The organism is Streptomyces sp. f51 (assembly GCF_037940415.1).
In the GTDB taxonomy this organism is placed as follows: domain Bacteria; phylum Actinomycetota; class Actinomycetes; order Streptomycetales; family Streptomycetaceae; genus Streptomyces.
Genome location: NZ_CP149798.1, coordinates 3,836,439 through 3,850,319, shown reverse-complemented (window position 1 = coordinate 3,850,319; position 13,881 = coordinate 3,836,439). Strand labels below are relative to the sequence as shown.

12 protein-coding genes and 1 pseudogene are annotated in these 13,881 nt (G+C 73.5%); 11 read left to right on the top strand and 2 right to left on the bottom strand.

The features are described from left to right. Positions 1 to 161 precede the first annotated feature (161 nt). From WJM95_RS16875 to WJM95_RS16865, 3 genes and pseudogenes are all read left to right on the top strand, one after another. On the top strand, positions 162 to 941 hold the full coding sequence (locus WJM95_RS16875) for a glycosyltransferase family 2 protein (protein ID WP_339130552.1): 780 nt from the start codon (positions 162 to 164) through the stop codon (positions 939 to 941). Next, positions 938 to 1,537 (top strand): annotated as a pseudogene (locus WJM95_RS16870) (DUF2064 domain-containing protein); the annotation flags it as partial. The gene WJM95_RS16875 and the pseudogene WJM95_RS16870, both read left to right, overlap by 4 nt. A 284-nt stretch (positions 1,538 to 1,821) precedes the next feature. Continuing rightward, positions 1,822 to 2,787, top strand: coding sequence for a class I SAM-dependent methyltransferase (locus tag WJM95_RS16865; RefSeq protein WP_339130551.1), 966 nt, complete (start codon positions 1,822 to 1,824; stop codon positions 2,785 to 2,787). A gap of 349 nt (positions 2,788 to 3,136) precedes the next feature. Here WJM95_RS16865 and WJM95_RS16860 read toward each other — a convergent pair whose 3' ends face one another. After that, on the bottom strand, positions 3,137 to 4,438 hold the full coding sequence (locus WJM95_RS16860; protein ID WP_339130550.1) for a molybdopterin-dependent oxidoreductase: 1,302 nt from the start codon (positions 4,436 to 4,438) through the stop codon (positions 3,137 to 3,139). A gap of 291 nt (positions 4,439 to 4,729) precedes the next feature. Here WJM95_RS16860 and WJM95_RS16855 point away from each other — a divergent pair, with 291 nt between their 5' ends. The 5 genes from WJM95_RS16855 (at position 4,730) to WJM95_RS16835 (ending at position 10,187) form a co-directional block, all read left to right on the top strand. Further along, entirely contained in the window at positions 4,730 to 6,145 is a 1,416-nt protein-coding gene (locus WJM95_RS16855) for a hypothetical protein (protein ID WP_339135620.1), read from the top strand. A gap of 298 nt (positions 6,146 to 6,443) precedes the next feature. Continuing rightward, the gene (locus WJM95_RS16850) at positions 6,444 to 7,913 is read left to right on the top strand and encodes an APC family permease (RefSeq protein ID WP_339130549.1); all 1,470 of its coding nucleotides are present in this window, start codon (positions 6,444 to 6,446) and stop codon (positions 7,911 to 7,913) included. Beyond that, on the top strand, positions 7,910 to 8,347 hold the full coding sequence (locus WJM95_RS16845) for a hypothetical protein (protein ID WP_339130548.1): 438 nt from the start codon (positions 7,910 to 7,912) through the stop codon (positions 8,345 to 8,347). Before WJM95_RS16850 ends, WJM95_RS16845 begins: the two co-directional genes overlap by 4 nt. A gap of 2 nt (positions 8,348 to 8,349) precedes the next feature. Then, entirely contained in the window at positions 8,350 to 9,708 is a 1,359-nt protein-coding gene (locus tag WJM95_RS16840) for a dipeptidase (protein ID WP_339135618.1), read from the top strand. 83 nt (positions 9,709 to 9,791) lie between these two features. Continuing rightward, positions 9,792 to 10,187: a helix-turn-helix transcriptional regulator gene (locus WJM95_RS16835; protein ID WP_339130547.1), complete on the top strand. Its 396-nt coding sequence runs from the start codon at positions 9,792 to 9,794 to the stop codon at positions 10,185 to 10,187. Between the two features lie 40 nt (positions 10,188 to 10,227). Here WJM95_RS16835 and WJM95_RS16830 read toward each other — a convergent pair whose 3' ends face one another. Further along, on the bottom strand, positions 10,228 to 10,725 hold the full coding sequence (locus WJM95_RS16830; protein ID WP_339130546.1) for a molybdopterin-dependent oxidoreductase: 498 nt from the start codon (positions 10,723 to 10,725) through the stop codon (positions 10,228 to 10,230). 218 nt (positions 10,726 to 10,943) lie between these two features. Between WJM95_RS16830 and modA the strand changes: the two genes are divergently transcribed. From modA to WJM95_RS16815, 3 genes are all read left to right on the top strand, one after another. Continuing rightward, positions 10,944 to 11,789 carry a molybdate ABC transporter substrate-binding protein gene (gene modA / locus WJM95_RS16825; protein ID WP_339130545.1) on the top strand — a complete coding sequence of 282 codons (846 nt, stop codon included), beginning with the start codon at positions 10,944 to 10,946 and terminating at the stop codon, positions 11,787 to 11,789. A 133-nt stretch (positions 11,790 to 11,922) separates the two neighbouring features. Further along, the gene (gene modB, locus WJM95_RS16820; RefSeq protein WP_339135616.1) at positions 11,923 to 12,798 is read left to right on the top strand and encodes a molybdate ABC transporter permease subunit; all 876 of its coding nucleotides are present in this window, start codon (positions 11,923 to 11,925) and stop codon (positions 12,796 to 12,798) included. Continuing rightward, positions 12,795 to 13,877 (top strand): ABC transporter ATP-binding protein, encoded by a 1,083-nt coding sequence (locus WJM95_RS16815; RefSeq protein WP_339130544.1) that lies wholly within the window; start codon positions 12,795 to 12,797, stop codon positions 13,875 to 13,877. Before modB ends, WJM95_RS16815 begins: the two co-directional genes overlap by 4 nt. The last annotated feature ends 4 nt before the right edge of the window (positions 13,878 to 13,881 follow it).

The window sequence follows — 13,881 nt, the reverse complement described above, 5'->3', positions numbered from 1 at the left end:
CCGTGCTCGGGGCCGGTCCGACACCTGGGGATTCGTGCGCTCGCTGCATGCCTCCAGCGTCCCACCCGGCCGGGTCCGGCTCGGCTCCCCCGAGGGGACGTCCGAGTTTCGTAAGGACACGAAGTCCGTTATTTCCCTTTCGCGTTCGTAAGGTGAAGCCCGTGACGACCTTTCCCGTACCGGACCCGGACGTCGACCTGGTCCTTCCCTGTCTGAACGAGGCCGGCGCCCTGCCCTGGGTGCTCTCCCGGATCCCGTCCGGCTGGCGTGCCCTGGTGGTGGACAACGGTTCCACGGACGGTTCCGCGGAACTCGCCCGCGCGCTCGGTGCCACCGTCGTCCGCGAGGAGCGCCGCGGGTTCGGCGCGGCCTGCCACGCCGGACTGACCGCCGCCACCGCGGACATCGTCTGCTTCTGCGACTGCGACGGTTCCCTGGACCCGGCCCTGCTCGTGCCGTTCGTCGCCGAGGTCCGGGCCGGCGAGGCCGACCTCGTCCTCGGGCGGCGCCGGCCGACCGAACGTGGTGCCTGGCCCCCGCACGCCCGTGCGGGCAACATCGCGCTGGCCCGGATGCTGCGGCGCCGCACCGGCCTGCGCCTGCACGACCTCGGTCCGCTGCGCGCGGCCCGCCGGGAGGCGCTGCTCGGCCTCGGGCTCACCGACCGGCGCAGCGGCTACCCGCTCCAGATGGTCGTCCGTGCCGCCGACGCCGGCTGGCGCGTCACCGAGCACGACGTGCCGTATCTGGCCCGTACCGGCGTCTCCAAGGTCACCGGCACCTGGCGCGGCACCTGGCAGGCGGTCCGGGACATGCGCCGCGTGCTGGCCGAACCGCCCGTGTCCGACCGGGCGTCGGCGTCGACCGGCGTCCAGGTGCCGTCCCCGGCCGCTGCCGGGGATCCGGCCCTCGCACCGTCCCGAGGAGGAACCGCCCGGTGAGCGTGACTCTGCTCGTCATCGCCAAGGAACCACGCCCCGGACGGGTGAAGACCCGGCTCACACCGCCGTTCACTCCCCAGGAGGCGGCGACGCTCGCGGAGGCCGCCCTCGTGGACACCCTGCGCGCGGTGGCAGCCGCGCCCGCGCGGCGCCGGGTCCTCGTGCTCGACGGGGCGCCCGGCCCCTGGCTTCCGGAGGGCTTCGACGTCGTACGGCAGTGCGCGGGCGGCCTGGACGAGCGGCTGGCCGCGGCGTTCGCGGGCTGCGACGGGCCCGCGCTGCTCATCGGCATGGACACCCCCCAGGTGACGCCGGCCCTGCTCACCGTGGACTTCGCGGACTGCGACGCGTACTTCGGGCCCGCCGAGGACGGCGGCTTCTGGGCGCTGGGGCTCGCCGCCCCCGACCCGGAACTGCTGCGCGGGGTGCCGATGTCGACGCACACGACGGGTGCGGCGCAACGGGCCCGGCTCGTCGACGCCGGCCTGCGGGTACGGGATCTGCCCCGGCTGCGGGACGTGGACACCGCCGCGGACGCGGGAGCGGTCGCGGCGGAGGCGCCCGGGAGCGTCTTCGCGGCGGAACTGGGCCGGCTCGCGCAGGCCGCAGCCGCGAGCCTCGTCCGGGCCCACGGGCGTACGGAGGACCGGGAGCCCGCTCCGGCCGCGGACCGGGTGTCCCCTGCTGTCCCCGGCCAGGACTCCGGTCCCGTCCGGGAGCCGGCTTCGGCCCTGAGCGCCGGGAAGGTACCGGGCCAGGACGCGGAACGTACGGCCGGGCGGGACTCGGGGTTCGTCGCCGGTCTCCATGCCGTCCGGGCCTCGCGGACCGGCACCGGTCCTGATCCCGGCGCGGACGCCGGGCGGCAGGGCGGGCAGCGATGAGCGGCGCTCGGGGGACGGCCTCGCGGGACACGGCCGCGCACGAAACGACCGCACACGAGACGGCCGCGCGGGATACGGCCAGATCCGGCGGCGGCACCCGTACGGAGACCCCGCCCGGGCGGGCCGCCTGGGCCGCCGACCCCTACGCCGACGCGCTGGGCGCCGGCCGGGGGCCGCTGTTCCTGCGGCGGACGGACGGCTGGCTGCTCCCTCTGGAGGTGGAGCGCTGGTGCGCCCGCGCCGACGCCGTCGACCTGGAGGTGCTCGCCTGCTGCGAGGGCGCGGTGCTCGACGTGGGATGCGGGCCGGGACGGCTGGTCGCGGAACTCGCCGCACGGGGAAGGCCCGCCCTCGGCATCGACGTCAGCGAGGCCGCCGTGGCCCGCACGGTACGGCTCGGCGGCCAGGCGCTGCGCCGGTCGGTCTTCGAGTCCCTGCCGGGCGAGGGCCGCTGGGGCACGGCCCTCCTCGTCGACGGCAACATCGGCATCGGCGGTGACCCGGCGGCACTTCTGCGCCGTACGGCGGAACTGCTCGCCCCCGGGGGCCTGTTGATCGCGGAGACGGTGGCGGGCGCGGACGTCGACGAACGCGTGGACGTCCGTATCGTCAGCGCCGCCCACGGCGACGGGACCGACGACATCGTCCTGGCCGGTGCGGCCGGGCACCCGACCGGCGGCGAGGGCGGGAGTCAGGGCACCGCCGGTGCCCTGGCCGCCTTTCCGTGGGCCCGCGTCGGCACCCCGGCCCTGCTCCGGCACGCGGCACGCGCCGGATGGCGCACCGACGCTCAGTGGTCGGCGGGCGGACGTTCCTTCGTGGCCCTGCGCAACGGGCCGCGACGGGAGGCCCGGCGGGACCGCAGGACGAGCAGCAGCGCGGACCCGGCGAACAGCGCCGCCGTGATCAGCAGCCAGCGGGCCAGGAAGCCGTCGGCCGGCAGAGCGGTCGCCGACCGGTAGTGGTCGGCGACCTTCCCGCTGATCAGCGGGAACCACACCAGCAGCAGCAGACCGGAGAAGGCCGCCGGGACCCGGACGTACATCGTCAGGTCCCGGCGGCCTCCCGCGTCCAGGGCCTCCGAGACGGCGCGGTCGGCACCGGCGTACAACGGCACCAGCACCAGGTCGTGCAGCACCGCCGCGCCCACGAACCAGAGGGCCACCCGGGACCACTCCGCCGTGAGCAGCCGCACCCCCGCGTAGGCGGCCAGCGCGAACGAGCAGGCCAGCAGCAGGAGCTGGAAAGGGCTGCCGATCAGATTCCGCCGGCTCGCCGGTGCTCCGGCTCCCCTCGGACCAAGGCGTCGCATCACAGGTCTCCGAACGTCATCTTGGCCACCCATTTGGTGTTGAGCACGCCGGGCGCGGCCGGGACGATGATCCGCGCCGGGTAGCCGTGATCGGGCGAGAGGTCCTCGCCGTTGACGGACAGCGCCAGCAGCGAACGGGCGTCGCGCACCTGGTTGTCGCGCAGGGCGGCCACCCGGAACGCCCCGTGCCGCTGCAACGACTCCACGAGGACGTCGGGGGCCGCGTCCGCCTCGTAGCCGACGAGCCGCGCCAGGTCCCGCAGCCGTACGCCTCTCCACCACTGGTCGGACGTCGACCAGCCCTCCACGCAGGCGATGGGCAACGCGGAGCTGTGCAGGGGGAGCCGGCCGAGGTCGGCGCGGCTCAGCCGGACCGTCCGGCCCTTCCCCGTGACGGTCAGGCGCCAGACCTCGTCGCTGGTCTCCACGGCGGTGATCCTGCGTGCCGCGGCCGTCTTGTTGATCTGGAATCCGTTGGGTCCCGAGCCGGGTTCGGCGCCGTGCGGCGCCAGCAGCGCCGTTTCGCGCAGCGGCCCGTCGAAGCCGTGGCCCGCCGTGGTGGCGGCGAGCAGCAGGGAACCGCCTCCGACGAAGCCGAGGGCCCCGCGCCGCGAGACGGTGGGCGGCAGCGGGTCCGGGGACACCAACTCGTCCTCGGGCCGCGCCGGTTCGCCCGCTCCGGGCGCCGAGCCCGGAGACTCGGGCGAAGGTCCTCCCGGCTCGGGCCGCGCGCCGGGGGCGCGGAGGCCGCGCAGGTTGCGCAGGGCCGTCGGCGTCCGCAGCACCGCGTGCGTCACGAACGCGGCGATGAACACCCAGGCTCCGTAGAAGTGCAGGGTGTAGAAGGAGCCGGGGAAGACGTAGTCGAGCTGGATGTTCAGCACGCCGGTGGTGAACTCGAAGAGCGCGCCCCCGACCAGAAGCAGCAGCGAGAGCCGTTCCAGGGCGTGCGCGAGGGAGCGGGCCGGCGGCAGGGTGAACAGCTTGGGCACGACCGACCAGAGCTTCGCCAGCAGGACGGGGATCAGCGCGATGCCGAGCGTGACGTGGACGCCCTGGGTGAGGCGGTACAGCCAGACGGGACCGGTCGGCCAGGCGAAGAGGTAGAACCCGAGGATCCCCTTGTCGGGCGTCTTGTCGTTCACCGGGGAGAGGTCCGGGTTGTAGGCCGCGTACGACAGGAGCCCCGTCACGAACAGCACCGTGATGCCGCCGAGCAGCACCACGCCCAGCACGGAGGTGAACCAGGGGCCGCGCAGGGGGCTGCGCCAGAACGCGGGGGACGAGGGAGACCGTGACATGGTCCCGACCGTAGGCCCGCGGCACCCCCCGAACGGGTTCTCAAACCATGACGAAACTCTGACGTCCACCTCGGTGGCCCCCTTGAGGGGAACCGCCCGGCCTAGCGTGCGAGGGTGAACCGCGAACTCCCCCGTGAGCTGGTCCCCGACCGCCCCGAAGCCCCCTCGGATCCCCCGCCGGATCCCCCCGCGTCCTCGCGCCCGGCTCCCCCACGCGCACGTCGCCGGAGCCTGGCACCGGCGCTGTCCCGGGCCCGTTCCGAGGCCCGCTCCCCGGGCCTGACGCGCTCGTTGCTGGGCGAGAGCCCGCGGGCCGTCCGGCTGGATCTGGCCGCCGTGCTGGCCGGCGCGCTGCTCGTGCTGACGGCGGCGGTCGTCGGCTACGTCATCGAGCACCGCGACGGCACGCTGTTCGTCAGCGCCGCTCCGCTGTACGGGCACTGGGGGCCCCACACGGGACCCGGCACCCCGGCCGCGATCGCCGTCGCGGTCGCGGTGGTGGCGTACGGGCCCCGCCTCGCCGCCCGCCTGCCCTGGCGCGGGCTGCTGTCCGCGGTGTGGGGCACGACGACGGTGTGGACGTTCTCGCTCGCGCTGATCGACGGCTGGGAGCGGGGTGTGGCCCGGCGTCTCACCACGCGGTACGAGTATCTCCAGGTCATCACGCCGGTCAACCGCTTCCACGACATCCCGGCCGCCCTGCGGGACTTCACCCACCACATCCTGCTGCACTCCCCCGGCCACTGGCCCGCGCACATCGCCGGGCATCCGCCGGGCGCCACCCTCACCTTCGTCCTCCTCGACCGGATCGGCCTGGGCGGCGGGGCCTGGGCGGGCGTCTGGTGCGTCACCGTCGGCGCGACGGCCGGGGTGGCGGTGCTCGTCGCCGTGCGCGCCCTGGCCGGGGAGGTGCTCGCGCGGCGCGCCGCGCCCTTCCTCTCCCTCGCCCCGGCGGCCGTGTGGATGGGCACCTCGGCGGACGGCTACTTCGCGGCCGTCGCGGCCTGGGCCCTGGCCCTGCTCGCCCTCGCGGTGACGGGCCCAAGGCCGCGGACGGCCGGCCTCGCCTCCGGGCTCCTCCTCGGCCTCACCGCGTATCTCTCCTACGGTCTGACGCTCGTCTGCGTGATCGCCTGCGCCGTCCTGCTGCTGGGCCGCCGCTCCAGGACCCGTCCGCTTCCGTACGCCCTGGCCGGACTCGCCGTCGTACCCACGGTGTTCACCCTGCTCGGCTTCGACTGGTTCGAGGCGTACCGCCTGTTGGTCGTCCGCTACTACCAAGGGGCGGGCGGCGTGAGGCCGTACGGCTACTGGGTCTGGGCGAATCTCGCCTGCACGGTACTGATCACGGGACCGGCCACCGTGGCGGGACTGCGCAGGGCGGGGCCCGCGGTCGTCCGGACCACTGCGGCGGCGATCACGGCGCTCCCTCCGAAGCTGCCGGTCCCCTCCCGCGAGGAATCCGCGGCGGGCGCCCCCGAGGACTCCACCGGCCCGCGGCTCGCCGTTCTCGTCGGCGCGGCGCTGCTGGCCCTGCTCGTCGCCGATCTCTCCGGCATGAGCAAGGCGGAGACCGAACGCATCTGGCTGCCGTTCGCGATGTGGCTGCTCCCGGCCGGGGCGTTCCTCCCCCGCCCCCGGACCTGGCTCGTCGCCCAGGCGGCCACGGCCCTCCTCCTCAACCATCTGCTGCTGACCGGCTGGTGACCCCGGGCCCGGAACGCCGCGACTTCGTCCGTGGCGGCGCCCGTGTCCGCTGTCATCGGCCACCTCCCCTCGGCACCCGACCGCCCGCCCGCCGGATGAGCGGCCCGTCCCCAGCCTGTGGAACCACCGCCCGACAGGGCCTGCGAGGCGGTCCGAACGAGTGAGGGACCCGTGGCCGTTGGGCGCTGGAACCCGCGGGGGTGCCGGTCACTCGGACGGGTCACCCCGCGCGCGGTGGCCCCGGTCCCCGCCGAGGCTGGGGCCCATCGCTGTCGACACGGAGACTGGGAGGCGTCCGATGAGCTCCATGGACATGCCCGCGGACGCGCCACGGCAGAAGGCGCAGGCAGCGAGGGCCACGATCCCGGCGGCGCCACGGCTCACCTGGCTGACGCTGGCCCTCATGACGACCGCCTCGGTCGCGAGTCTGCGGGCCGCCCCCACCATGGCGGTGTACGGGCTCGCCTGTGTGTTCCTCTACCTCGTCCCGGCGATCGTGTTCCTGCTGCCGACCGCCCTGGTCTCGGCGGAACTGGCCTCGGGCTGGAACGGCGGTGTCTACCGCTGGGTGAGCGAGGGACTGTCCAAGCCGCTCGGATTCCTCGCCGTGTGGTGCCAGTTCGCGATGACGATCTTCTACTACCCGAGCCTGCTGGCCTTCGTGGCGAGCACCATCGCGTACATCATCGACCCGGCCCTTGCCTCCAGCGGTCTCTACACCGCCATCGTCATCGTGGTCCTGTACTGGACCGGCGTCTGGGTCTCCTCGCGCGGCACCAAGGCCCTGGCCGGGCTGTCCAGTTGGGGCCTGGTCATCGGCACCCTGGTGCCCGGCACGATCCTCGTCGTGCTCGGCATGGTCTTCCTGGCCCAGGGCAACCCGTCGGCCGCGCCCATGACGGCGAGCCATCTGCTGCCGGAGTGGACGGGCCTGGCCAGCCTCGTCCTGATCGTCAACAACTTCCTCTCGTACTCCGGCATGGAGATGAACGCCGTCCATGTGTCCTCGCTGAAGGACCCGGCGAAGGAATACCCGAAGTCGATGTTCCTGGCGATGGGCCTGGTGCTGCTGATCTTCATCCTGCCCGCGCTGGCCATCAGCTGGGTGGTGCCCGCCGACCAGACCAGCCTCACCGCCGGTGTCATGCAGGCGTTCGACGCGTTCTTCTCGTACTTCGACATCGGCTGGATGACACCGATCGCGGCGGTGATGCTGATCTCGGCGTCGCTGGCCGGCATGCTGACCTGGCTCGCCGGGCCCTCCAAGGGCCTGCTGGAGATCTCCCGCAGCGAGGGCTATCTGCCGCCGTACCTCCAGCAGCTGAACCGCTTCGGCATCCAGCAGAACATCCTGGTGACCCAGGGCGTCGTGACCACGGTGATCGCGCTGGGCTACGCCTTCATCCCGAACGTCTCCAACGTGTACTGGATCTTCTCGACGATCACCACGCAGGTGTACCTCATCGTCTATCTGCTGATGTTCGTCGCGGCGATCCGGCTGCGGAAGAACCAGCCCGACCACCCGCGCGGCTACCGCGTCCCGGCGCTGACCCTGGTGTGCGTCGTCGGGTTCCTGGCCTCGGCCGCCGCCATGGCCATCGGTTTCGTGCCGCCCTCCCAGTTCGGCAGCAACAGCGTGGTGGTGTACGTCGTCATCATCGGCTGCGGACTCGGCGTCCTCGGTCTGCTGATCCCCTGGGCGTTCCTCAAGTTCCGCAAGCCGAGCTGGCAGTCGGAGGCGGCTCGCGAGGAGGAGGCGGGGGCATGAGTCCCACCCGGTTCGCATCCGAGCACAAGTGGATCTACTACGGCGCGATCGTCATCCTGCTCGGCCTCGTCGTGGCCGGACTCGTGCGCTACAAGGCCATCACGACGAACAACAAGGCCACGAGCAAGGCCAACGAGCTCGCCGACGCCGCGGTCAAGGCCGGACTCCCGCGCCCCGACACCGAGTTGATCGCCAGCGTGCTGGGTACCGACGGCGGCCTGGTCTGCGACGATCCCGCCAGTGCCCTCAAGTCGGCGCTGTGGAAGATCAACGTGTCCAACGGCGCCGCGTTCGTCGGCCAGCGGCCCGTCATCGGCGACGGCAGGGCGCTCCGCGCGGAGGCCACGATCATCGAGATCTACTGCCCGGAGAAGCTGGACAAGATCAACGACAAGCTCGACGACCTGAAGACCGACGACACGGTGAGGCGGTGACCATGTCCGAACTCGCCGGGAGGATCGCCGGCTTGATGGGCCGGGCCAGGACGGACCTGGCCGAACTGGTCGCCATCCCCTCCGTCGCCGACCCGCGCCAGTACCCGCCCGAGGAGTGCAGGCGGGCCGCGCAGTGGGTGGCGGACGCCTTCACCGAGGCGGGACTCCACGACGTCCATCTCGCCGAGACACCCGACGGGAGCCACGCGGTCATCGGCCACCGCCCGCCGCCGCCCGGCGCCCCCACCGTGCTGCTGTACTGCCACTACGACGTCCAGCCACCGCTCGACGACGACGCCTGGACCACACCGCCCTTCGCCCTCACCGAACGCGACGGCCGCTGGTACGGGCGCGGCACCGCGGACTGCAAGGGCAACATCGTGATGCACCTGACCGCCCTGCGCGCGCTCGGCGACGACCTCCCGGTCGGCCTGAAGTTCGTCGCCGAGGGCTCGGAGGAACAGGGCACGGGCGGCCTGGAGAGCTACGTCGCCCAGCACCCGGAGCAGTTCCTCGCGGACGCCCTGCTGGTGTGCGACACCGGCAACGCCGAGGTCGGCACCGGCACCGCCACCGTCACCCTGCGCGGCCTCGTCAACGTCGTCGTCACCGTCGACACCCTGGCCGGAGAGATCCACTCGGGCATGTTCGGCGGCCCGGCCCCGGACGCGCTCGCCGCGCTGATCCAGCTGCTCTCCACCCTGCGCGACCCGGCCACGGGCGCCACCCGCGTCGAGGGGCTCGACTGCGAGGGCACCTGGGAGGGCGTCGGCTACGACGAGGAGCAGTTCCGCGCCGACGCCGGAGTCCTGGACGGCGTCCGGCTCACCGGAACCGGCACGGTCGCCGACCGGCTGTGGGCCCGCCCCGCCGTCACGATCCTCGGCGTCGACTGCCCCCCGGTGGTCGGCTCCGCCGCCGCGGTGCCGCCCACCGCGCGGGCCCGGGTGAGCCTGCGGATCCCGCCCGGCACGGCCCCGGCCACCGCCCGCGCTGCCCTCACCCGGCATCTCACCGGGGCCGCGCCCTGGGGAGTGCGGGTGCGCGTCGAGGACGAGAGCGCCGGCGCCCCGTTCAAGGCGGCCACCGACGGCCCCGCCTACGCGGCGCTCGGCCGCGCCATGAACGAGGTCTACGGCAGACCCATGGCGTTCCTCGGTCAGGGGGGCTCCATCCCGCTGTGCAACGTCCTCGCCGAGACCTACCCCCGCGCCGAGATCGTCCTCATGGGCGTGGAGGAGCCCAAGTGCCTCATCCACGCGCCCAACGAGAGCGTCGACCCGACCGAGATCGAGCACATGGCCCATGTCGAGGCCCTGTTCCTCCGCTCCTACGCGGACGCCAGGGAACGCGGCCGCTGAACGACCGGCCTGCTCACCACCGCTCGCGCCGCGCCCGGGGTCCGGCTTGCAGGGGTGTGAAGCACCTGCCTATCGTCGCGCCCATGCAGTCCTACACCATCGGCCAGGCCGCCCGGCTCCTCGGCGTGAGCCCCGACACCGCCCGTCGCTGGGCGGACGCCGGACGGGTGGCCACGCACCGGGACGACAGCGGCCGGCGCCTCATCGAGGGCCGCGACCTCGCCGCGTTCTCGGTCGAACTGGCCGGAGCCGGGGGCGAGGAGGGCGTCAGCCCGTACACCTCCGTCCGCAACTCCTTCCCCGGCATCGTCACCGCCGTCAAGCTCGGTGACGTCGCGGCCCAGGTGGAGATCCAGGCCGGCCCCCACCGGCTGGTCTCGCTGCTGACCCGGGAGGCCGTCGAGGAACTGGGCCTGGAGGTCGGCGTGGAGGCCACCGCCAAGGTGAAGTCGACCAACGTGCACATCGACCGCGCCTGACCTGCCGCCGGGCGCGGGCGCGCTGAGGGAGCGCCGACGCTCAGCCGGTGGGCCCGCCCGGCCAGGACGGGTAACAGCCGTCCACCCTGATGGTGTCGATCCCGCTGATATGCCGGGCTCCGCACCGGTCCTGCGGCAGAACCAGCTGCGGTCCCGCCCGGTCCAGCGGGGTGCCGTCGATGCCGACCGCCAGCAGCACCGGTGCGTCCGCGAAGTCGGGGTCGATCTCGGCCCACGTGAGCAGCGCGTGATGGCCGTCCGCGCCGGCCACCGCGATGAGGAAGCGCAGCCGGTCCTTGCGCCGGGACGGGTCGAAGCGGGGGCCCGCGTCCCGCAGGACGTCGTGCAGCAGAGGGCCCTCGAATCCGTGGTGCCGCACCCCGCTGGTGGCGCACTCGAAGGCGACCCGCACCCGGTGCTGGGGCCAGGCGAGCAGATCGGGCACGGTCAGCAGGGCGGGCCGGGCGAGGTCACCGGTCAGCGCGAGTTCCGCGAGCGGGGGAGCCGGTGGTGTCGGCTCCGTCAGGGACTGGCTCACTGGACAGCACCTCCCGGTGGACCGTACCCCGCGGGCGGTCCCGGGCAAACGCACATGCGTACATCCGAAGCCACTGGGCACAGCTCATGCGATACGACAGGAGACTTCCAGCTCGCATATGCGGAAGTATGATCAGGCCATTGCAGAACGTGAGCTTCAGGACTGAGGATCACGACGGAGGCTCCAGCGAGCCTCAGAGTCTTCGAGGGAGTAGATCCGTGACGACCCGATCCGCGCGCCGGACCCGCCGTACCACCCGGACCCTTCAGGCGGCCGGCGTCGGTGCCGCCGCGCTGCTGGCGCTGAGCGCCTGCTCCTCCTCGGACGGCTCGTCCGGCTCCTCGGACGCGAAGAAGTCGTCCGCGTCCTCGTCCTCGAAGCTGTCGGGCACGGTGACCGTGTTCGCGGCCGCCTCACTGAAGGAGAGCTTCACGGCCCTTGGCCAGCAGTTCGAGAAGGCCCACCCGGGCACCAAGGTCACCTTCAGCTTCGGCGGCAGCGACAGCCTCGCCGCGAGCATCACGGGCGGCGCCCCGGCGGACGTCTTCGCCGCGGCCAGCCCCAAGACGATGGCCATCGTGACCGACAAGGGCGACGCGGCGACCACTCCCGCCACCTTCGTGCGCAACCAGCTGGAGATCGCCACCCTGCCCGGCAACCCGCACAAGGTCGCCTCCCTGAAGGACCTCACCAAGTCCGGGCTCAAGGTCGTCCTGTGCGACAAGACCGTGCCGTGCGGCGCCGCCGCGCAGAAGGCGCTGGACGCGAGCAAGCTGAAGCTCACCCCCGTCTCCTACGAGCAGGACGTCAAGAGCGCCCTGACCAAGGTGGAGCTGAAGGAGGCCGACGCGGCGGTCGTGTACAAGACCGATGTGAAGGCCGGGGGTGACAAGGTGGAGGGCGTGGAGTTCCCCGAGTCCGCCGACGCCATCAACGACTACCCGATCGCCCTGCTCAAGGACGCGCCCAACACGGCCGCGGCCAAGGCGTTCATCGCGCTGGTGCAGTCCCCTGAGGGCCAGAAGGTGCTGACGGAGGCCGGCTTCCTGAAGCCCACCTCCTGACCCTCGCCGTACGGGACCCGACCGCGCCCCGGCCCTCGCGGCATCCGGTCGGCCCGCACCCCGACCCCCGCGGTCCGGGTCCGTCCGCGTCCCGGCCGCCCCGAACCCGTCTCCCGAAGCCGTGAGTGATCCCGTGACCTCGCTCGACAAGTCCGGTGCCCCGGCCGACACCCTCGTGGGTGGGCCGCGGCCCGGGCGCGGCCGGACGCGGGCAGGGGGCCGGGTGCGGGGCCGCACACCCCTTCCCCTGCTGCTCCCGGCCCTCGTCGGGCTCGCGTTCCTGCTGCTCCCGCTGGTCGCGCTGCTCGTACGGGCGCCCTGGCACAGCCTGCCGGAACAGCTGGCCAAGCCCGAGGTCTGGCAGGCGCTCCAGCTGTCCCTGCTCTCGGCGACCTCGGCCACCGCCGTGAGCCTGGTGCTCGGGGTGCCGCTCGCCTGGCTGCTGGCGCGTACGGAGTTCCCGGGGCGCGGACTCGTACGGGCCCTGGTCACCCTGCCCCTCGTCCTGCCCCCGGTGGTCGGCGGTGTCGCGCTGCTGCTGGCCCTCGGCCGCAACGGTGTCGTGGGCAGGCTGCTCGACGCGTGGTTCGGGATCACGCTTCCCTTCACCACGGCCGGAGTGGTCGTGGCCGAGGCCTTCGTCGCGATGCCCTTCCTGGTGATCAGCGTGGAAGGCACCCTGCGGGCGGCCGACCCGCGCTACGAGGAGGCCGCCATGACCCTCGGCGCCTCCCGTTTCACCGCGTTCCGCCGGGTCACCCTGCCGCTCATCGCCCCCGGCATCGCCGCCGGTTCCGTGCTGGCCTGGGCCCGCGCCCTCGGCGAGTTCGGCGCGACGATCACCTTCGCGGGCAACTTCCCCGGCCGCACCCAGACCATGCCGCTGGCCGTCTACCTGGCCCTCCAGAGCGACCCCGACGCCGCGATCGCCCTGAGTCTCGTCCTGCTGCTGGTCTCGGTCGCGGTCCTCGCCGGACTGCGGGACCGCTGGATGACGGCGGCCTCATGACCGCGACGAACCCGCCGGAGAGCGCCGAGCCGGGCGGCACGGGCCTCGACGCCCGGCTCGTCGTCCGGCGCGGCTCGTTCCTGCTCGACATCGAACTGAGCGCCGCCCCCGGCGAGGTCGTGGCCCTGCTCGGCCCGAACGGCGCTGGCAAGACGACGGCGCTGCGCGCGCTGGCCGGGCTCACCCCGCTGTCCGAGGGCGGCCGACTGCGGCTGGACGGCGCCCCGTTGGACCGCACGCCGCCCGAGTCCCGGCCCGTCGGCGTCGTCTTCCAGGACTATCTGCTCTTCCCGCATCTGTCCGCGCTCGACAACGTGGCCTTCGGGCCGCGCTGTCAGGGTGCGTCCAAGGCGGAGGCCCGGGCGCAGGCGGCCGCGTGGCTGGAGCGCATGGGCCTCGCCGAGTTCGCCGGGACCAGGCCGCGCCGGCTCTCCGGCGGGCAGGCGCAGCGGGTCGCCGTCGCCCGCGCCCTCGCCACCCGTCCCCGGCTGCTGCTGCTGGACGAACCGCTCGCCGCGCTCGACGCCCGTACCCGCCTGGACGTGCGGGCCCAACTGCGGCATCATCTGGCCGACTTCGAGGCCGTCGCGGTCCTCGTGACGCACGATCCGCTGGACGCGATGGTGCTCGCCGACCGGCTCGTGGTGGTCGAGGACGGCCGGGTCGTCCAGGAGGGCGGCCCCTCGGACATCGCCCGCAGGCCGCGCACCGACTACATCGCCCAGCTCGTCGGGCTCAACCTCTACCGCGGCGAGGCCGGGGGACACACCGTACGGCTGGAGGCGGGTCCGGGGATCACCACGACCGAGCGGCTCGACGGGCCCGTGTTCGTGGCGTTCCCGCCGAGCGCCGTGACGCTGCACCGCGACCGGCCCACCGGCTCCAGCGCCCGCAACCTGTGGCAGTGCCGCGTCGCGGGTCTGGAGACGCACGGCGACCAGATCCGCGTGGACCTCACCGGCGAACTCCCGCTCGCGGCCGACCTGACGACGGTCGCGGCGGCGGAACTCGGCCTGCATCCGGGGTCCCCGGTCTGGGCCACCGTCAAGGCGGCCCAGACCCACGCCTATCCCGCGTAGGCCC